Annotated in this window: 19 protein-coding genes; 15 read left to right on the forward strand and 4 right to left on the reverse strand. The window is 68.9% G+C overall.

All coding sequences use genetic code 11. The annotated features are described in order from the left end of the window. The first annotated feature begins 247 nt into the window (after positions 1–247). Both ACWDEX_RS26625 and ACWDEX_RS26630 read left to right on the forward strand, forming a co-directional pair. Positions 248–2,590, forward strand: coding sequence for an immune inhibitor A domain-containing protein (locus ACWDEX_RS26625; RefSeq protein WP_450466633.1), 2,343 nt, complete (start codon positions 248–250; stop codon positions 2,588–2,590). Positions 2,591–2,711: 121 nt separating this feature from the next. Further along, complete coding sequence (locus ACWDEX_RS26630) at positions 2,712–3,044, forward strand: hypothetical protein (RefSeq protein ID WP_450466634.1); 333 nt, start codon at positions 2,712–2,714, stop codon at positions 3,042–3,044. 18 nt (positions 3,045–3,062) lie between these two features. Here ACWDEX_RS26630 and ACWDEX_RS26635 read toward each other — a convergent pair whose 3' ends face one another. Both ACWDEX_RS26635 and ACWDEX_RS26640 read right to left on the reverse strand, forming a co-directional pair. Next, complete coding sequence (locus ACWDEX_RS26635; RefSeq protein WP_450466635.1) at positions 3,063–3,647, reverse strand: isochorismatase family protein; 585 nt, start codon at positions 3,645–3,647, stop codon at positions 3,063–3,065. A 246-nt stretch (positions 3,648–3,893) separates the two neighbouring features. After that, complete coding sequence (locus ACWDEX_RS26640) at positions 3,894–5,222, reverse strand: nicotinate phosphoribosyltransferase (protein ID WP_450466636.1); 1,329 nt, start codon at positions 5,220–5,222, stop codon at positions 3,894–3,896. Between the two features lie 80 nt (positions 5,223–5,302). Between ACWDEX_RS26640 and clpS the strand changes: the two genes are divergently transcribed. The 9 genes from clpS to ACWDEX_RS26685 all read left to right on the forward strand — a co-directional run bounded on the left by clpS (position 5,303) and on the right by ACWDEX_RS26685 (position 13,265). Then, positions 5,303–5,620 (forward strand): ATP-dependent Clp protease adapter ClpS, encoded by a 318-nt coding sequence (gene clpS, locus ACWDEX_RS26645; RefSeq protein ID WP_450466638.1) that lies wholly within the window; start codon positions 5,303–5,305, stop codon positions 5,618–5,620. Between the two features lie 31 nt (positions 5,621–5,651). Beyond that, a complete protein-coding gene (locus ACWDEX_RS26650; RefSeq protein ID WP_450466639.1) occupies positions 5,652–6,260 on the forward strand; it encodes a DUF2017 domain-containing protein in 609 nt (202 codons plus the stop codon). A 352-nt stretch (positions 6,261–6,612) separates the two neighbouring features. Further along, a complete protein-coding gene (locus ACWDEX_RS26655; protein ID WP_450466641.1) occupies positions 6,613–8,049 on the forward strand; it encodes an amino acid permease in 1,437 nt (478 codons plus the stop codon). A 148-nt stretch (positions 8,050–8,197) separates the two neighbouring features. After that, positions 8,198–8,620 (forward strand): Mov34/MPN/PAD-1 family protein, encoded by a 423-nt coding sequence (locus ACWDEX_RS26660; protein WP_071368329.1) that lies wholly within the window; start codon positions 8,198–8,200, stop codon positions 8,618–8,620. Between the two features lie 100 nt (positions 8,621–8,720). Then, positions 8,721–8,816: a putative leader peptide gene (locus ACWDEX_RS26665; RefSeq protein ID WP_020132206.1), complete on the forward strand. Its 96-nt coding sequence runs from the start codon at positions 8,721–8,723 to the stop codon at positions 8,814–8,816. A 125-nt stretch (positions 8,817–8,941) separates the two neighbouring features. Next, a complete protein-coding gene (locus ACWDEX_RS26670; protein WP_450466642.1) occupies positions 8,942–9,238 on the forward strand; it encodes a MoaD/ThiS family protein in 297 nt (98 codons plus the stop codon). Positions 9,239–9,244: 6 nt separating this feature from the next. After that, on the forward strand, positions 9,245–10,195 hold the full coding sequence (locus tag ACWDEX_RS26675) for a PLP-dependent cysteine synthase family protein (RefSeq protein WP_450466643.1): 951 nt from the start codon (positions 9,245–9,247) through the stop codon (positions 10,193–10,195). A 346-nt stretch (positions 10,196–10,541) separates the two neighbouring features. Next, positions 10,542–12,629, forward strand: coding sequence for a putative Ig domain-containing protein (locus ACWDEX_RS26680; RefSeq protein WP_450466645.1), 2,088 nt, complete (start codon positions 10,542–10,544; stop codon positions 12,627–12,629). 165 nt (positions 12,630–12,794) lie between these two features. Continuing rightward, the gene (locus ACWDEX_RS26685; protein ID WP_450466646.1) at positions 12,795–13,265 is read left to right on the forward strand and encodes a hypothetical protein; all 471 of its coding nucleotides are present in this window, start codon (positions 12,795–12,797) and stop codon (positions 13,263–13,265) included. A 6-nt stretch (positions 13,266–13,271) separates the two neighbouring features. Here the strand turns inward: ACWDEX_RS26685 and ACWDEX_RS26690 are convergent, their stop codons facing one another. Continuing rightward, positions 13,272–13,709, reverse strand: a complete 438-nt coding sequence (locus ACWDEX_RS26690; protein ID WP_450466648.1) for a type II toxin-antitoxin system PemK/MazF family toxin — start codon at positions 13,707–13,709, stop codon at positions 13,272–13,274. Positions 13,710–13,948: 239 nt separating this feature from the next. Here ACWDEX_RS26690 and ACWDEX_RS26695 point away from each other — a divergent pair, with 239 nt between their 5' ends. Continuing rightward, positions 13,949–14,701: an MBL fold metallo-hydrolase gene (locus ACWDEX_RS26695; protein ID WP_450466650.1), complete on the forward strand. Its 753-nt coding sequence runs from the start codon at positions 13,949–13,951 to the stop codon at positions 14,699–14,701. A gap of 68 nt (positions 14,702–14,769) precedes the next feature. On the opposite strand, the gene ACWDEX_RS26700 is transcribed toward ACWDEX_RS26695, so the two are convergent. Further along, the gene (locus tag ACWDEX_RS26700) at positions 14,770–16,020 is read right to left on the reverse strand and encodes a PTS transporter subunit EIIC (protein ID WP_450466652.1); all 1,251 of its coding nucleotides are present in this window, start codon (positions 16,018–16,020) and stop codon (positions 14,770–14,772) included. A 325-nt stretch (positions 16,021–16,345) separates the two neighbouring features. Here ACWDEX_RS26700 and ACWDEX_RS26705 point away from each other — a divergent pair, with 325 nt between their 5' ends. The 3 genes from ACWDEX_RS26705 to ACWDEX_RS26715 all read left to right on the forward strand — a co-directional run bounded on the left by ACWDEX_RS26705 (position 16,346) and on the right by ACWDEX_RS26715 (position 18,049). Next, positions 16,346–16,648: a glucose PTS transporter subunit EIIB gene (locus tag ACWDEX_RS26705; RefSeq protein ID WP_450466653.1), complete on the forward strand. Its 303-nt coding sequence runs from the start codon at positions 16,346–16,348 to the stop codon at positions 16,646–16,648. A gap of 95 nt (positions 16,649–16,743) precedes the next feature. Beyond that, entirely contained in the window at positions 16,744–17,475 is a 732-nt protein-coding gene (gene rph, locus ACWDEX_RS26710; protein WP_450466654.1) for a ribonuclease PH, read from the forward strand. A 175-nt stretch (positions 17,476–17,650) separates the two neighbouring features. Further along, positions 17,651–18,049, forward strand: coding sequence for a hypothetical protein (locus ACWDEX_RS26715; RefSeq protein WP_450466655.1), 399 nt, complete (start codon positions 17,651–17,653; stop codon positions 18,047–18,049). Positions 18,050–18,075: the final 26 nt, after the last annotated feature.

Consider the following 18,075-nt stretch of genomic DNA (forward strand, 5'->3'; position numbering starts at 1 on the left):
CCGCCGCGATCTGGCACAACTTCCAGACCGGCCAGGCGGTCAGCCGCTCACTGACCGCCTACGACCACTAACCGTGTTCGGAAAGACTCGTCTAGTGCACTTGACCTGTCCGAGTCAAGATCTGTCTTTTCTTCTAAACGTCCGGTCAAATGTCGTCACTTGGCACACGCGTGCACCACGCGCGGACCGTTCCCCGATCGGGACTTCCTCTTCCGCGCGATCGACGCGTCGGGGAGGAATTCATCAAGTGACCAGCAAAACCTGGACGTTCAGGGCGGCCGCGATAGGTGTGACCCTTGCGACCGCCTCGGCCACGTTCGCGACCTTCGCGGTGGCGGAGGCGAGCACGCCGGCGAACACCGCCGCCGTGAACCGGCACGACCCGCAGCCGGTGAAGCAGAAGGAGCACGACTTCGACGGGCCGCTCAGCAAGACCCAGGACGCTCAGCGCGACGAGGCCCTCAAGCAGGTCATATCCGGCAAGACGAAGGTCAAGGACCAGGACGGTTCGAAGGTCGTCGAGCTCAAGGGCAACAAGGGCCACGGCAAGTACGTCGAGCTCGGCCGCGAGAAGACCGACAAGATCTTCACGATCCTCGTCGAGTTCGGCGACAAGGTCGACAGCCGCTACGGCGGTACGCCCGGCCCGCGGCACAACGAGATCGAAGCGCCCGACCGTACGAAGGACAACAGCACGGCCTGGCAGGCGGACTACAATCAGAAGCACTTCCAGGACCTGTACTTCGGCACCGGCAAGAACACCGAGTCGCTGAAGAAGTACTACGAGACGCAGTCCTCGGGCCGCTACTCGGTCGACGGTCAGGTGATGGACTGGGTCAAGGTCCCCTACAACGAGGCCCGTTACGGGTCCAACCTGGCCGACGACTCCGCTGCCTGGTACGCGGTCCAGGACGGCGTCAACGCCTGGGTCGCCGACCGCAAGGCCGAGGGGATGACCACCGCTCAGATCCGTACCGAGCTGGCCAAGTACGACCAGTGGGACCGCTACGACTACGACAACGACGGCGACTTCAACGAGCCCGACGGCTACATCGACCACTTCCAGATCGTGCACGCCGGCGAGGACGAGTCCGCGGGCGGCGGTGCCCAGGGCGAGGACGCCATCTGGGCCCACCGCTGGTACGCCTTCGGCACCGACGCGGGCGCGACCGGCCCCGACGACAACAAGCTCGGCGGCACCCAGATCGGCGACACCGGCATCTGGGTCGGCGACTACACCATCCAGCCGGAGAACGGCGGACTCGGCGTCTTCGCCCACGAGTACGGCCACGACCTCGGCCTGCCGGACGAGTACGACACCAACGGCGGCGAGAACTCGACCGGGTTCTGGACGCTGATGTCGTCCGGTTCCTGGCTGGGCACGGGCAAGGAGGCCATCGGCGACCTGCCCGGCGACCTGAACGCCTGGGACAAGCTCAAGCTGGGCTGGCTCGACTACGACACGGCCAAGGCCGGCGTGAAGTCCAGCCACAAGCTGGGCGTGGCCGAGTACAACACCAAGGACAAGCAGGCGCTGCTCGTCTCGCTGCCCGACAAGGAAGTCACCACCAAGGTGGTCACCCCCGCCCAGGGCGAGACCCAGTGGTGGAGCGGCAGCGGCAACGACCTGCGTAACACCCTGACCCGCTCGGTCGACCTCACCGGCAAGTCCTCGGCCACGCTGTCCCTGGACGGCTGGTACGACATCGAGGCCGGCTACGACTTCCTCTACACCGAGGTGTCGACGGACGGCGGCGCCAACTGGACCGCCCTCGACGGCACGGTGGACGGTCAACCGATCCCGCGCGACGCCAGCGACAAGCCGGCGCTGACCGGTTCCATCGACGCGTACGCGAAGCTGGCGTACCCGCTGGACGCCTACGCGGGCAAGAAGGTCGACCTGCGCTTCCGCTACCAGACCGACGGCGGTGTGGCGCTCAAGGGCTTCGCGGCCGACGAGATCAAGGTGACCGCTGACGGCTCGACGGTCTTCTCCGACGACGCCGAGAGCGCGGACGCGGCCTGGACCGCTTCGGGCTTCTCCCGCATCGGCGCGTCCTTCACCAAGGACTACGAGCAGTACTACCTCGCCGAGAACCGGCAGTACGTGTCGTACGACAAGACCCTGAAGGTCGGCCCGTACAACTTCGGCTTCTCGACGACCCGTCCGGACTGGGTGGAGCACATCCCGTACCAGAACGGCCTGCTGATCTGGAAGTGGGACACCTCGCAGCCGGACAACAACACCGGCGCGCACAAGGGCACCGGTCTGATCCTGCCGGTCGACTCGCACCCGGCGCCGCTGAAGTGGACCGACGGCACGCTGCTGCGCAACCGGTTCCAGGCCTACGACTCGACGTTCACCCTGGAGCCCACCGACGCGATCACGCTGCACAAGGCGGGCGTGCCGGTGACGATCAAGTCGCAGAAGGGGGTGTCGGTCTTCAACGACCACACCAACACCTACTACGACCCGTCGGCCCCGACCGCCGGTGTCAAGGTCACTGACACCAACACCAAGATCGAGATCAAGAACATGGCCAAGGACGGCTCCACGGTCGACCTCAAGGTCGGTCCCGCGGTGAAGTAGTCCGCATCCTCGCAGGTCAAAAGCGTATCGGCGGTGACCCCTGGCGGGTCGCCGCCGATCGTGTTTAGGTGCGTCCTGTGACCCGCTTATGGACACAAGGTCTCACGGGAGCGTGACACGCATGGCCGCAGGAGGCTTCTGCAAGCTGCCGAACGGCAGTGTGGTGGTGGCGCTGAACCTGCCCAGCCCCGGGTCGGGCAGCGGCGCGGTGCGGGTCCTCGTGCTGGCCCGCAACCGGGCCCGCGCCCTGACTCGTCTGCGCAATCTGGGCCTGCGCGCGGTCTACCTGCGCGGCAACGCCGCACCGCCGACCCCCGACGAGATCACGGCGGTCCTCCACCACCCCGACGGCCTGATCTGGCGCACGGCCCCCGGCACCGCCTCCCAGGAGCTGTCCCAGGAACTGTGGCACCCGATCAGGGCCCTGCTGCGCAAGCCCACGACCCAGGCGTGAACCGTGCCCGCCGCGGCACTACACCACCGGCTTGCCGGACAGCTCCACGCCCGCCCCGCGCAGTTCCTCCAGCGCCCGCTCGGTGGTCTCCTCGGACACCCCGGCGGTGAGGTCGAGCAGGACCTGTGTGCGAAAGCCCTGCCGCACCGCGTCCAGCGCGGTGGCGCGCACGCAGTGGTCGGTGGCGATCCCCACCACGTCCACCTGGTCGACCTCCCGCGCCCGCAGCCAGTCGCCCAGCGGCACCCCGTGCTCGTCGACCCCTTCGAACCCGCTGTACGCCGCCGAGTACGCCCCCTTGTCGAACACGGCGTCGACCGCGCCGGAGGTGACCGCCGGAGCGAAGTTCGGGTGGAAGCCCACTCCCTCCGTACCCGCCACACAGTGCGCGGGCCAGGAACGGACGTAGTCCGGGTTGTCGGCGAAGTGCCCGCCCGGGGCGATGTGGTGGTCACGTGTGGCGACGACATGGCGGTACCCGGCGGGAGCCTGGCCGATCAGCTCGGTGATCGCGGCCGCCACATCGGCGCCCCCGGCCACCGCGAGGCTGCCGCCTTCACAGAAGTCGTTCTGTACGTCTACGACGATCAGGGCGCGGCGCATGGTCGGTGTCCTTCGGCTTGGCGGTGGTTCGGTGGGGGAGGTGCGGGCCCGGCCGTCCGAGTGAACTACCGAGCCTAGGGACTTCAGGGGCGGGGCGGGAGAGGGCATGCCGAGTCGGGTCGGGTGCGCGGGTGCGCTGCCGTTGCATTCCCGCCGGCGGTGCGTTCATGCGCGCGTGGACCAGGCAGTCCGAAGCCCACACCCCGCCCTTACCCCCATGGTCACGCCGAAGGCGTCAGAGGTACGTCACAGGTACTCGGTCGGAATCACCGGTTCCCCACGGGACAACTGCGTCGCCGACAGCGGCAGATTGGCGCGCGCGGCCGCGTGCCGGTCGCGTACGACGTCCAGGGGCTCACGGGCGACGACCTGGCCGCCCTTGACCAGCTGGACCAGCAACTGGCGGTCCGCCAGCTCGGTCGGCACCGGCCCGGTGCCGACCACCTCGGCCTCCGCCACCCCGTGCTCGTCCAGCCGCCGGGCCGCCCACTTGCGCCCGCCGATGGACGTCTTGCCGCCGCTCGCCTTCTTCGCCACCGGCAGCAGCGGAGCCTTCGGGTCCGCCGACTCGGCGCGGGCGACCAGCTTGTAGACCATCGAGCAGGTCGGATGACCAGAACCCGTCACCAGCTGGGTGCCGACGCCGTACGCGTCCACGGGCGCCGCGGCCAGCGAGGCGATGGCGTACTCGTCCAGGTCCGAGGTCACGACGATCTTCGTGCCGGTCGCGCCCAGCTCGTCGAGCTGCTGCCGCACCCGGTGCGCGACCAGCAACAGGTCACCGGAGTCGATACGTACGGCGCCCAGCTCGGGCCCGGCGACCTCGACGGCCACCCGGACGGCCTCGGCGACGTCGTAGGTGTCCACCAGCAGCGTGGTGTCCCGGCCCAGCGACTCGACCTGGGCGCGGAAGGCGTCCCGCTCGGTGTCGTGCAGGAGCGTGAAGGCGTGGGCGGACGTCCCGACCGTCGGGATGCCGTACCGGAAGCCGGAGGCCAGGTCGGAGGTGGTCGCGAAGCCGCCGACGTACGCGGAGCGTGCGGCGGCCACGGCGGCCAGCTCATGGGTGCGCCGGGCACCCATCTCTATCAGCGGCCGGTCACCGGCGGCGGAGGCCATGCGGGAGGCGGCGGCCGCGACGGCGGAGTCGTGGTTGAGGATCGACAGGATCACGGTCTCCAGGAGCACGCACTCCGCGAAGGTGCCCTCGACCCGCATGATCGGCGAGCCCGGGAAGTACACCTCGCCCTCCGGGTAGCCCCAGATGTCGCCGCTGAAGCGATAGGAGGCCAGCCACTGAAGGGTCTCCTCGTCGACGACCCCGCGCTCCCGCAGGAAATCGAGGACGCTCGTGTCGAAGCGGAAGTTCTCGACCGCGTCCAGGACGCGCCCGGTGCCGGCCACGACGCCGTAACGGCGACCCTCGGGCAGCCGCCGGGTGAAGACCTCGAAGACTGACCGCCGCTCGGCGGTGTCCGCCTTCAAGGCGGCCTGCAGCATCGTCAGCTCGTAGTGGTCGGTGAAGAGCGCCGTCGAGGGAACGTCCACCGGCAGCCCAAGGTCCGCTGTCTCCATGGTGGACGATCGTACCTTCATCTCGTCAGTCTGACGATTTTGTGGCCTCGTTTGTGCGAGCGCCCCACAGTGGTGGCAGCATGGGCCGTGTGACGGCTCCCGCACCCCTAGAGATCGAAAAGACCGAGTCGGCGGAGGAGGCCTTCGCCGTCCCCGAGCCGGACGTCCCCTGGTTGACGATCGTCCATAATGACCCGGTCAACCTCATGAGCTATGTGACGTATGTCTTTCAGACGTACTTCGGCTATCCCAAGGACAAGGCGACCAAGCTCATGCTCGACGTCCACCACAAGGGCCGGGCAGTGGTGTCCAGCGGGACGCGCGAGGAGATGGAGCGCGACGTCCAGGCCATGCACGGCTACGGTCTGTGGGCCACGCTCCAGCAGGACCGCAAGTAGTCAGCAGGCCCCTCGAACCCCGAAAAGACTCATGCCAGGACACTTCGAACCGCTCCCCGGCGGCGGCGCGGCCGTCGCCCTCGACGACGTCGAGATCTCCATCATCCGGTCGCTGGCCGTCCAGCTGCTCGAGCTCATCGGGCCGGGCCCCGGGGCGGAGAAGGGCTCCGAGGACCCGCTTGCCGAACTGTTCGCGGAGGGGCCGAGCGAGCCGCCCGCCGACCCGGTGCTGCGCCGCCTGTTCCCTGACGCCTACGGCGGCCCCGGTGGCGCGCCGGCCTCGCCCGAGGAGGTGGAGGAGCGGCGTGCCCACTCCGCCGAGTTCCGCCGCTTCACCGAGAACGACCTGCGTGCGGGCAAGCGTGAGAACGCCCTCGCGGTGATCCGCTCGCTGGACACGCTGACCCCGGAGGGCGATGAGGCCGCCGTCCTCGAGTTGTCGACCGAGGGGTCCAGGCAGTGGCTCGGTGCCCTGAACGACCTGCGCCTGGCGATCGGCTCCCGGCTGGAGGTCGTCGACGAGGACGACATCGACGAGCTCTATGCGCTTTCCGACGAGGATCCGCGCAAGCCGATGGTGATGGCGTACCTGTGGCTGGGCGGCCTCCAGGAGACCCTCGTCACCACCCTTATGCCCTGATACGTACCGACACGTAGGGCTTCGCGACCCCTGGGGTCGCCCTCCGGTGTCCGCTCAGCGGGCATCGGAGTTCGAATAACGATCGCGTCACAGCGATGGTCCTCTATGCCCTTTTCGGTGGCCTTTTGTCCGCTTCTTCCAGTGATGTGTGCCATACATCGGGCAGCCGATCAATGCCCCCGCCGTGGTAAATCCTTACGACTGCCCGACAGGACGCCACCCATGTCCGGTCGGGTGCGCCACCGCGCCGGCGACCGTCGGCCAGGCAACAACTCCATCAGTCCGGGGGGATCGAGACCTGACGCGAGGCCGACGAACGGCCACGGGTCGGTATGGAGAAAGGCGCACCATCATGACCTCATCGCAGGTCGACCAGCATCGCGACGGCCAGGAGGCCGCGCGGGTCGAGGACGGCGAGGCTGGCGAGGGATACCAGCGCGGGCTCGGTGCCCGGCAGATCCAGATGATCGCCATCGGCGGTGCCATCGGTACCGGGCTGTTCCTCGGCGCGGGCAAGGGTATTTCCAAGGCCGGCCCCAGCCTGATCCTGGCGTACGCCATCGCGGGCTGCGTCATCTTCCTGATCATGCGGGCGCTCGGTGAACTGCTGATGTACCGCCCGGTGTCGGGTTCGTTCTCGGAGTACGCGCGCGAGTTCATCGGCCCGTTCGCGGGCTTCGTGACCGGGTGGACCTACTGGCTCTTCTGGGTGGTCACCGGCATCACCGAGGTGACGGCTGCGGCCTCCTACATGACGTACTGGTTCAAAACGCCGCAGTGGGTCTCGGCCCTGATCTTCACGGTCGTGCTCTACGGCGCCAACCTGATCTCCGTGAAGCTCTTCGGTGAGCTGGAGTTCTGGTTCTCCATGGTCAAGGTCACCGCGATCATCGGCATGATCCTGATCTGTGCCGGCATCCTGACGATCGGCTTCTCCGACGCCGCCGAGACCGCCTCGGTGAGCCACCTGTGGAACGACGGCGGCTTCTTCCCGCACGGCATCGGCAGCACGCTGATGACCCTGCAGATGGTCATGTTCGCCTTCCTCGCCGTCGAGCTGGTCGGTGTGACCGCGGGCGAGTCCAAGGACCCCAAGAAGGTGCTGCCGAGGGCGATCAACACCGTGCCGTGGCGCATCGCCGTCTTCTACATCGGCGCGCTGATCATGATCCTCTCGGTCGTGCCGTGGACGAAGTTCCACCCGGGCGTGAGCCCCTTCGTGAAGGCCTTCGAGGAGATGGGCCTGGCCGCGGGCGCCGGCATCGTCAACTTCGTCGTCCTCACCGCCGCGCTGTCCTCCTGCAACTCCGGCATGTACTCCACCGGCCGCATGCTGCGTGACCTGGCGCTCAACAGCCAGGGCCCGAAGCTCTTCACCAAGCTGACTCGCAGCGGTACCCCGTTGATCGGTACGACGTTCTCCGCCGCGCTGATGATGGTCGGCGTCTGGATCAACTACCAGTGGCCGGGCAAGGCGTTCGACTACGTGGTGTCCTTCGCGACCATCTCCGGCATGTGGGCCTGGATCGTCATCCTGATCTGCCAGATCCGCTACCGGGCCAAGGCGGACCGCGGGCAGCTCCCGCGGAGCGAGTTCCGTGCGCCGGGAGCCCCGTTCACCAGCTACTTCGCGCTGCTGTTCATCTTCATGGTGATCGTGCTCATGGGCATCGACAAGGACGCCCGGGTGTCGCTGTACTGTGCGCCGCTGTGGGCCGTGATCCTCGGCGTCGCCTACTGGGTGCTCCGGGGCCGCAACCCGGAGGCCGCGGCCTTCCGCAAGCGCTGACGCCGCCCGTCAGGACACCACCGCCGGACGTCCGGGGGCCGGGAGCACTCGGGGTGCCCCTGGCCGCCGCCGCTCAGGACGTCCATCATGTGGGCCGCTCCGTACCAATCCTCGGTACGGAGCGGCCCCTCTGCTTATCCTGGCCACCATGCTGACCCTCACCCAGGCCCTCTACGACCAGATCGTCGCCCACGCGCGCGAGGATCACCCCGACGAGGCGTGCGGCGTGGTCGCCGGCCCCGTGGGCTCCGGCCGCCCCGAGCGCTTCATCCCGATGCTCAACGCGGCCCGTTCGCCCACCTTCTACGAGTTCGACTCGCAGGATCTGCTCAAGCTCTACCGAGAGATGGACGACCGCGACGAGGAGCCGCTGATCATCTACCACTCCCACACCGCGACGGAGGCGTACCCGTCCCGCACCGACATCGGTTACGCCAACGAGCCCGGCGCCCACTACGTGCTGGTCTCGACGGCCGACGCCGACGGCCTCGGCGAGTTCCAGTTCCGCTCCTTCCGGATCCTCGACGGCGAGGTCACCGAGGAGGAGGTCAAGGTCGTCGACGCCTACTGAGCAGGCCATGCCTGGCCCCCTGCCCACAGTTCGGGCAGTGCCGTTCCAGCATGCGAGATCATATTCCAGGACCCGGACCGGGAATCGTTACGATGAGCGCATGGTTCTCAACGACGTGAGCGAGAAGACCCCGGGCGCACTGCTCGTGGCGCGGCTGCACGTCGACCTGTGCAGGCTCGCCAGCGCCATCTGTTGACGCTGCCCCTGCCGCGTCCTGCCGCTGTCCGGCCGTGAGCCGCGCGGCGTCCTCCTGCGTACGACCACGCTCCCGCGCCGCCGCGCGCGCTCCGACCCGACACCTCCTGACAGGAGTCCGCAACCATGGCCATCGAGGTCCGCATTCCGACCATCCTCCGCCCGTACACCGATGGCCAGAAGGCCGTCGAGGGCAGCGGGGAGACCCTCGCCGAGCTGTTCGCCGATCTCGAGACGCGGCACACGGGCATCCAGGCCCGGATCGTGGACGGTGGCGAACTGCGCCGCTTCGTCAACGTCTACCTGAACGACGAGGACGTCCGTTTCCTGGACGGCCTCGACACCAAGCTCGCCGACGGCGACAGCGTGACGATCCTGCCGGCCGTCGCCGGAGGTTCTGCCTGCATGGTTGACGGTCGCTGATCACCGATGCGCTACGACTCCCCGCTGGCCGCGGTGGGCAACACCCCACTGGTCCGCCTGCCGCGGCTCTCGCCGTCCCCCGACGTCCGTATCTGGGCCAAGCTGGAGGACCGCAACCCGACCGGCTCGGTCAAGGACCGCCCCGCGCTGTTCATGATCGAGCACGCGGAGAAGGACGGCCGTCTGACTCCCGGATGCACCATCCTTGAGCCCACCTCGGGCAACACGGGCATCTCGCTGGCCATGGCGGCGAAGCTCAAGGGCTACCGCATGGTGTGCGTGATGCCGGAGAACACCTCGCAGGAGCGCCGGGACCTGCTGGCCATGTGGGGTGCCGAGATCATCTCCAGCCCGGCCGCGGGCGGTTCCAACACCGCCGTGCGCGTCGCCAAGGAGCTGGCCGCCGAACACCCCGACTGGGTGATGCTCTACCAGTACGGCAACCCGGACAACGCGGGCGCACACTACGCGACGACCGGGCCCGAGATCCTCGCCGACCTGCCCTCCATCACGCACTTCGTGGCCGGTCTCGGCACCACCGGCACTCTCATGGGCGTGGGCCGTTACCTGCGCGAGCACAAGCCGGACGTGAAGATCGTCGCGGCCGAGCCGCGCTACGACGACCTGGTGTACGGCCTCAGGAACCTCGACGAGGGCTTCGTGCCGGAGCTGTACGACGCCTCGGTCCTCACCACCCGCTTCTCGGTCGGCTCGGCGGACGCGGTGGCCCGGACCCGTGAACTCCTGCAGCAGGAAGGCATCTTCGCCGGAGTCTCCACCGGCGCCGCCCTGCACGCGGCGATCGGCGTCGGCCGCAAGGCCGTCAAGGCGGGCGAGAACGCGGACATCGCGTTCATCGTCGCCGACGGCGGCTGGAAGTACCTCTCGACGGGCGTCTACACGGCGGCCACGACCGAAGAGGCCGTCGAGACACTGCAGGGGCAGTTGTGGGCATAGGGATGTCCCTTCAGGGGTCCGGGGGAAACGCCCCCGGACCTCGTCCTTTCATCGGCAGGCCAACCGCCGCCTAAGGGGCTGCCAATCGCCGCCTATGGAGCGGCAAAGATCTTTGCCCGGTGGAATCCGTTCGCCGTCTCGCAGGGCTATGTTCGCCGAGTCCTGTCATGTCACGCTCACCGACATCCCAGGGTAACTGTCATGCCCATGGCTATGCAGGGCTGATCTCTGCACGTCATGGGCCTGTCGCTCAGTTCGAGATCCCCCACATCCGGCTGTGGCGTCGAGTACGGCCCGATCCGGGTCCGCGCGGCGCCGGCCTCGAACCGATGGAGGCAGCACCCCCATGCGTGAGTCACGCGCGAGCAGGCGCCCCCGAAGCCTGCGAAGACTTCTGACCGCCGCCGTGCCCGCCCTCGCCCTGACCGTCGCCGGTCTCTTCGCGGCCCCGGCCGCCGGCGCGCAGGCCGCTTCCGACGCCCCGCTCTCCCCGCTCTCCTCGCACTCCTCCCGCGCCGCCCAGAACGCCAAGGCCCTGACGGACGCCAAGGCGCAGACCGTCCACGCGACGGGCAAGCCGGGGCAGAAGGTGCCGACCCAGCACCTGTGCGGCGCCCCGGCCGCCGGGCACGCGTCGTGCTTCGCCGAGCGGCGCACCGACATCCGGCAGGCGCTCGCCTCCGAGCTGGCCGCCACGCCCTCCGGCCTGAGCCCGGCCAACCTGCACAGCGCGTACAGCCTGCCCGCGACCGGCGGCTCCGGTCTGACCGTCGCGGTGGTCGACGCGTACAACGACCCCAACGCCGAGTCGGACCTGGCCACTTACCGCTCGACGTACGGACTGTCGCCGTGCACCAAGGCCAACGGCTGCTTCAAGCAGGTCAGCCAGACCGGCTCCACCACCTCGCTGCCCCCCAACGACAGCGGCTGGGCCGGTGAGGAGGCGCTCGACATCGACATGGTCAGCGCCGTCTGCCCCAACTGCAACATCATCCTCGTGGAGGCCAACTCGCCCACCGACGCCAACCTCGGCGCCGCCGAGAACGAGGCGGTCACCCTCGGCGCCAAGTTCGTCTCCAACAGCTGGGGCGGCTCCGAGACGTCCTCCCAGACCAGCTACGACACCCAGTACTTCAAGCACCCCGGCGTCGCCATCACCGTCTCCTCGGGCGACTCCGGCTACGGCGCCGAGTGGCCGGCGACCTCCCAGTACGTGACCGCCGTCGGCGGCACCGCCCTCACCACGGCCTCCAACTCCCGCGGCTGGAACGAGACCGTCTGGAAGACGAACAGCACCGAGGGCACCGGCTCCGGCTGCTCGGCCTACGACGCCAAGCCGAGCTGGCAGACCGACACCGGCTGCGCCAAGCGCATGGAGGCCGACGTCTCCGCGGTCGCCGACCCGGCCACCGGCGTCGCCGTCTACGACACCTACGGCGGCTCCGGCTGGGCGGTCTACGGTGGCACCAGCGCCTCCGCCCCGATCGTCGCCGGCGTCTACGCCCTCGCGGGCACCCCGGGCTCCGCTGACTACCCGGCGCAGTACCCCTACGCCCACACCGCGAACCTGAACGACGTCACCAGCGGCAACAACGGCACCTGCTCCCCCTCGTACTTCTGCACCGCGGGCGCCGGCTACGACGGCCCGACCGGCTGGGGCACCCCCAACGGCACGGCCGCCTTCACTCCCGGCAGCAGCTCCGGCAACACGGTGACCGTGACCAACCCGGGCAGCCAGTCCACCACCACCGGCAGCTCGGTCAGCCTGCAGATCTCGGCCACCGACAGCGCGGGAGCGGCCCTCACCTACAGCGCCGTCGGCCTGCCGACCGGCCTGTCGATCAACAGCTCCACCGGTCTGATCACCGGCACCGCATCCACCGCGGGCACCTACAGCACCACGGTCACCGCGAAAGACAGCACGGGCGCCTCCGGCTCCGTCTCCTTCACCTGGACGGTCAGCTCGTCCGGCGGCGGCACCTGCAACTCGACGCAGCTTCTCGGCAACCCGGGCTTCGAGTCGGGCAACACCGGCTGGACCACGACGAGCGGCGTCATCACCAACCAGAGCGGCCAGTCGCCGCACAGCGGCTCCTACTACGCCTGGCTCGACGGCTACGGCACCTCCCACACCGACACGCTGGCCCAATCGGTGACGATCCCGTCCGGCTGCAAGGCGAAGCTCACCTTCTACCTGCACATCGACACCGCGGAGTCCACCACCGGCGCCGCGTACGACAAGCTGACGGTGACCGCCGGGTCGACCACCCTGGCGACGTACTCGAACCTGAACGCCGCCTCCGGCTACAGCCAGAAGACCTTCGACCTGTCGTCCTTCGCCGGGTCCACGGTCACCCTCAAGTTCACCGGCGTGGAAGACGCCACGCTGCAGACCAGCTTCGTCATCGACGACACCGCCCTGACGACCAGCTGACGCACCATCGCTCCACCGCACCACCGCTCCAAGGGCCCCGGCCGTACACACGGCCGGGGCCCCCGCCGTCACGGCCGCAGGGGGATCCTGAAACGGAGGAGGAACGTCACACCGGTTGTCGAGAAGACGGGTACAGGGACAAGCGCACAGGAAGGCAGCCTGCCCATGCGTCGTACGACACTCCACCGGACCACCGCCGTGGCGGCGGCACTCCTCCTCGCCGGCTGCGGGACACAGAGCGGCGGCGGGACATCCGCCAGCGGCACGGTGTCGCCGCCCGCGTCACCCTCGCCGTCCCCCACCGGGAGCGGAAAGGGATGCGCCGCGCAGGCCCGGCTCACCGTGGCCGACGACGGCCGCACCGTATGCCTGACGACGGGCGGGCAGATCCGTCTGACGCTGCACGGCACCAAGGACCGGCCCTGGACCCCCGTCACCGCCACGGGCAACACACTGAAGGCCGTCAACGCCGGTATCGCCGTCCGGCCGGGCGACGCCGTCGCCGCCTTCGACGCGGTCGCACCCGGAACGGCACAGCTCACCTCGACCCGCCCCCTGTGCGCCAGGCGAGCGGGCCAGAACTCCTGCCTGGCCGTACAGAAGTGGACGGTCACGGTGACGGTGAGGACGCCATGAGGCCGGTCAACCCGCCAGGTACCGCACCTGGTCCCACAGAACGGGATCCACCACCCCGACCCGCCGCTGGAAATCCCACAGCGGCACGTCCCACAGCCGGTCCGTCTCCAGGAAACTGGGCCGCCCGTGGGCGTCGGCCACCGTCCCCGGCGGCAGCGGGATCACACCCACCCGCTCGTCGTGGTAGCGGCTGGTGATCTGCGCGACCGTCGCACTGTCCCCGCGCACAGCCAGCACCAGACACGGCCGTTTCCTGCTGCCCGCCCGGTCCTCGTGCGGCACGCTCGCCCACCAGATCTCAGCCGGCCGGGGATGCACCTGAGGACGCCCCCGCCCACGAGTGGCCGCGCGGCGACGCTGCCCGCGCCCCCAGCCGTCCATCAGCGCCGCGACCAGCGCGAGCAATACGACCGCCGCGAGCGCCAGCCACCAGGACGTGTCCATACGGATGACGGTACCGGCGCGTACGCCCCATCGCCCGCGCTGTTGTAACTCCCGTACGCCGCACCGCGCGCCGCCGCTCCAGCCGAACCGGTGACACCACAGGTGAGTTCCCCCACAACGACCGCTGCCGATGGAGCGACCCACCCTTTCGCGCCTTAGGCTCGACGGACCGCACGACCCCCGTCACCGTCCCCGTCCATGCCTTCTGCACTTCACTGCCACGCGGAGGTTCCAGCTCTATGAAGCTCACCGTCGTCGGCTGCTCGGGGTCGTTCCCGTCCGCGGAGTCGGCCTGCTCGAGCTACCTCGTCGAGGCCGACGGCTTCCGGCTGCTTCTCGACATGGGCAATGGTTCCCTGGGCGAGCTGCAGCGCCACTGCGGTCTCTACGACCTCGACGCGATCTTCCTCAGCCATCTGCACGCCGACCACTGCATCGACATGCTCGCCTACTTCGTCGCGCGCTACTACCGCCATGACGGCGGCCGCTGCGCCCCGATCCCCGTCTACGGCCCCGAGGGCACCGAGCAACGCCTGACCACGGCCTACGCCGACACACCGTCCGCCTCCTCGATGAGCGACGTCTTCGACTTCCACACGGTCAAGCCGGGCACCTTCGAGATCGGCCCCTTCACCGTCCACACAGAACGCCTCCGTCACCCCGTGGAGACCTACGGCATCCGGATCGAGCACGGCGGCAGGTCGCTCACGTACTCCGGCGACACGGGCGTGACCGAGGCCCTGGACGAACTCGCCCGCGACACGGACCTGTTCCTGTGCGAGGCCGCGTTCATCGACGGCAAGGAGGACATCCCGGACCTCCACCTCAACGGCCGCGAGGCCGGCGAGACGGCCGCCCGCGCCGGAGCCCGCCGTCTGGTCCTCACCCACATCCCGCCGTGGACGGACGCCCAGGTCAACCTGAGGGACGCCCGCGCGGCGTACCAGGGGCCGGTGGATCTGGCCGCTCCCGGGACGACGTACGAGATCTGAGCCCGGCATGCGCGAGGGCCCCGGAACCGTGATCGGGTTCCGGGGCCCTCGCGTACGTCAGGGTGCGCTCACGCCTTGGTGAGGTCCTCGATCTCCTCCTCGGGCTCGCGGCCCGGGGTGGGGAGGCTGAACTTGGTGATCGCGAAGCGGAAGAGGAAGTAGTAGACCGCCGCGAAGACCAGGCCGATGGGAATGATCAGCCACGGCTTGGTGGCCAGGTTCCAGTTCAGCAGGTAGTCGAGAGCGCCTGCGGAGAAGTTGAAGCCCGCGTGGACGCCCAGACCCCAGGTGACGGCCATGGACAGCGCGGTCAGCGCGGCGTGAATCGCATACAGGACCGGGGCGATGAACATGAACGAGAACTCGATCGGCTCGGTCACGCCCGTGACGAACGAGGTCAGCGCCAGCGAGACCATCATGCCCGTGACGACCTTGCGGCGTTCGGGGCGGGCGCAGTGCGCGATGGCGAGGGCCGCGGCCGGGAGGCCGAACATCATGATCGGGAAGAAGCCGGTCATGAACATACCGGCGGTCGGGTCGCCGTGCAGGAAGCGACCGTAGTCACCGTGGAAGACCTCGCCCGCGGCGTCCTTGAAGTCACCGAGCTGGAACCACGCCACGGTGTTCACGAACTGGTGCATGCCGATCGGGATGAGGGCGCGGTTGACGAGACCGAAGATGGCCGAGCCGCCGGCACCGAGACCGGTCATCCACTCACCGAAGTCGGTGATGCCGTTGCCGATCGGCTCCCAGACCAGGGTGAAGAAGACACCCACGAGGGTGCCGACGAAGGCCATCAGGATGGGCACCAGACGGCGGCCGTTGAAGAAGCCGAGCCAGTCGACCAGCTTGGTGCGATGGAAGCGCTGCCACATCACGGCCGACAGCAGACCCATGATGATGCCGCCGAGGACACCGGGGTTGTTGTACGTCGCCTCGACGATCTTGCCGTCCTCGATGTGCTGCTCGACCAGCGGGAACGCCTCGAGCACCTTGCTGTAGACGAGGAAGCCGACCAGCGCGGCGAGGGCGGTGGAGCCGTCCGCCTTCTTGGCGAAGCCGATCGCGACACCGATGCAGAAGAGCATCGGCAGGCTGCCGGTGATGGCACCGCCCGCGGCGTTGAACACGGCGGCGACCTTGTCCCAGCCGAGGCCGTCCTTGCCGAAGATGTCATCCTGGCCGAGCCGGACCATGATGCCCGCCGCCGGCAGCACCGCGATCGGGAGCTGCAGGCTGCGGCCGACCTTCTGCAGGCCCTGGAACAGGCCGGATCCCCGCTTCTTCGCGGGGGCCGCCTTGGCGGTGGCGGTGCTCATACTTCCTCCATGTGCCCGGATGCCGCCGGGGACGGAACAAGGGAATCGGGGGTGGGCAGCATCCTGTGGTCTACACCACTCAGTGGTGTAGACCTATTGGAACATGGGGCGCGCGGGATCCGGAACCTGCGCTTCCTGTGGCCTCGGACATAATCTGCAGTCCCGGACATATGTGAACCAGTGTCGCACCCTTCGCCGCAAGCCCATGAGTCGTCGCATCCGGATCCGGCGTGCGCAACCGGGTTTGGCGACCACTCCTCAGCTGGTGTAGACCAGTTGCCGGACGGTCGCCCCGTCGTGGACGCCGTCCTCCGGTACCGACGACATGGCCGCTCGCAAAGCACGGCCAACTGTGGGTTACTGCGACAAAGCGGTTCGGATCAGGGAGAAAGACATGGCCAGCAAGGCTGAGAAGATCGTCGCCGGCCTCGGCGGCATCGACAACATCGACGAGATCGAGGGCTGCATCACCCGGCTCCGCACCGAGGTCCACGACGCCTCGCTGGTCAACGAGGCCGCCCTGAAGGCCGCGGGCGCCCACGGCGTCGTCAAGATGGGCAACGCCATCCAGGTCGTCATCGGCACGGACGCCGACCCGATCGCCGCGGAGATCGAAGACATGATGTGAGGCGCCCGGACCCCGACCGGGTCCACGCGCCCACCGGAAAAGGGGCCCCTCTACCGCGAGCGGGCCCCTTCCCCATGTACGGCTAGGCTCGGGCCATGTCTCGAATCGACGGCCGTACCCCCGAACAGCTCCGCCCCATCACGATCGAGCGCGGCTGGAGCAAGCACGCCGAGGGCTCCGTCCTCGTCTCCTTCGGCGACACGAAGGTCTTCTGCACCGCCTCCGTCACCGAAGGCGTGCCGCGCTGGCGCAAGGGCAGCGGGGAGGGCTGGGTCACCGCCGAGTACTCCATGCTGCCCCGCTCCACCAACACCCGTGGCGACCGCGAGTCCGTCAGGGGCAAGATCGGCGGCCGTACGCACGAGATCAGCCGCCTCATCGGCCGCTCCCTGCGCGCCGTCATCGACTACAAGGCGCTCGGCGAGAACACCATCGTCCTCGACTGCGACGTGCTCCAGGCGGACGGCGGCACCCGCACCGCCGCGATCACCGGCGCCTACGTGGCGCTGGCCGACGCGGTCGCCTGGGCCCGGACCAAGAAGCTGGTGAAGGCGGGTCGACAGCCGCTGACCGGCACGGTCTCCGCCGTCTCCGTGGGCATCGTCGACGGCGTACCCCTCCTGGACCTCTGCTACGAGGAGGACGTCAGGGCCGAGACCGACATGAACGTCGTCTGCACCGGTGACGGCCGCTTCGTTGAGGTACAGGGCACAGCGGAGGCGACACCCTTCGACCGCAAGGAACTGACCGCCCTCCTCGACCTGGCAGTGGCGGGCTGCGACCAACTGGCGGAGATCCAGCGCACGACCCTGGAAGCAACCCGGTAAGGCCTGATCGGCGTTATCTGGGGTAGGCGCACGGCTCGCGGGCGGGGCGCACGGAAAACCCCGTGCGCTCGCCCACGGTTCCGTACGACCATCGACACGCCGGGCGAACCGGACCGGACCGGTCGGCGCGCCCGGGTGAGAGTGCAGCACCCGTTACGGGGAGGGGAACCGTTCCATGGCCGCGCGCCACCGCCGCCGCACCGCCACCGCCGCGCTCGCCGTCGTCGCCGTACTCGCCGCCATGGGCGCGAGCACGGGCTGCGACGCCATCGACAGGGCGATCGACTGCGTCCACACCGCCGACGCGATAGCCGACCGGGTCACCGGCCTGCAACAGGCCGTCGAGAACGCGGCGAACGACCCGGCGCAGACGGACAAATCCCTCGACTCCATCGAGAAGGACCTCGACAAGATCGGTGACACGACGGACGACGTGGACGTCGACAAGGCGGTCGAGGGCCTCCGCAAGGCGGTCACCAACGTCCGCACCGCCGTCAGGAACGGCGACAGCCCACCCGACCTCCGCCCGCTCACGGACGCCGCGGGGGAGCTGACGAAGGTGTGCACCCCCTGAGGGCTGTCCCGGCGCCGAGCGGATAC

Source organism: Streptomyces sp. NPDC001020 (genome assembly GCF_053599115.1).

Excerpts from the sequence above, each read along its gene's own strand:
- ACWDEX_RS26630 (WP_450466634.1), top strand. The coding sequence starts at position 2,712 with ATGGCCGCAGGAGGCTTCTGCAAGCTGCCGAACGGCAGTGTGGTGGTG.
- ACWDEX_RS26635 (WP_450466635.1), bottom strand. The coding sequence starts at position 3,647 with ATGCGCCGCGCCCTGATCGTCGTAGACGTACAGAACGACTTCTGTGAA.
- ACWDEX_RS26640 (WP_450466636.1), bottom strand. The coding sequence starts at position 5,222 with ATGGAGACAGCGGACCTTGGGCTGCCGGTGGACGTTCCCTCGACGGCG.
- clpS (WP_450466638.1), top strand. The coding sequence starts at position 5,303 with ATGGGCCGTGTGACGGCTCCCGCACCCCTAGAGATCGAAAAGACCGAG.
- ACWDEX_RS26650 (WP_450466639.1), top strand. The coding sequence starts at position 5,652 with ATGCCAGGACACTTCGAACCGCTCCCCGGCGGCGGCGCGGCCGTCGCC.
- ACWDEX_RS26655 (WP_450466641.1), top strand. The coding sequence starts at position 6,613 with ATGACCTCATCGCAGGTCGACCAGCATCGCGACGGCCAGGAGGCCGCG.
- ACWDEX_RS26660 (WP_071368329.1), top strand. The coding sequence starts at position 8,198 with ATGCTGACCCTCACCCAGGCCCTCTACGACCAGATCGTCGCCCACGCG.
- ACWDEX_RS26665 (WP_020132206.1), top strand. The coding sequence starts at position 8,721 with ATGGTTCTCAACGACGTGAGCGAGAAGACCCCGGGCGCACTGCTCGTG.
- ACWDEX_RS26670 (WP_450466642.1), top strand. The coding sequence starts at position 8,942 with ATGGCCATCGAGGTCCGCATTCCGACCATCCTCCGCCCGTACACCGAT.
- ACWDEX_RS26675 (WP_450466643.1), top strand. The coding sequence starts at position 9,245 with ATGCGCTACGACTCCCCGCTGGCCGCGGTGGGCAACACCCCACTGGTC.
- ACWDEX_RS26680 (WP_450466645.1), top strand. The coding sequence starts at position 10,542 with ATGCGTGAGTCACGCGCGAGCAGGCGCCCCCGAAGCCTGCGAAGACTT.
- ACWDEX_RS26685 (WP_450466646.1), top strand. The coding sequence starts at position 12,795 with ATGCGTCGTACGACACTCCACCGGACCACCGCCGTGGCGGCGGCACTC.
- ACWDEX_RS26690 (WP_450466648.1), bottom strand. The coding sequence starts at position 13,709 with ATGGACACGTCCTGGTGGCTGGCGCTCGCGGCGGTCGTATTGCTCGCG.
- ACWDEX_RS26695 (WP_450466650.1), top strand. The coding sequence starts at position 13,949 with ATGAAGCTCACCGTCGTCGGCTGCTCGGGGTCGTTCCCGTCCGCGGAG.
- ACWDEX_RS26700 (WP_450466652.1), bottom strand. The coding sequence starts at position 16,020 with ATGAGCACCGCCACCGCCAAGGCGGCCCCCGCGAAGAAGCGGGGATCC.
- ACWDEX_RS26705 (WP_450466653.1), top strand. The coding sequence starts at position 16,346 with ATGGCCGCTCGCAAAGCACGGCCAACTGTGGGTTACTGCGACAAAGCG.
- rph (WP_450466654.1), top strand. The coding sequence starts at position 16,744 with ATGTCTCGAATCGACGGCCGTACCCCCGAACAGCTCCGCCCCATCACG.
- ACWDEX_RS26715 (WP_450466655.1), top strand. The coding sequence starts at position 17,651 with ATGGCCGCGCGCCACCGCCGCCGCACCGCCACCGCCGCGCTCGCCGTC.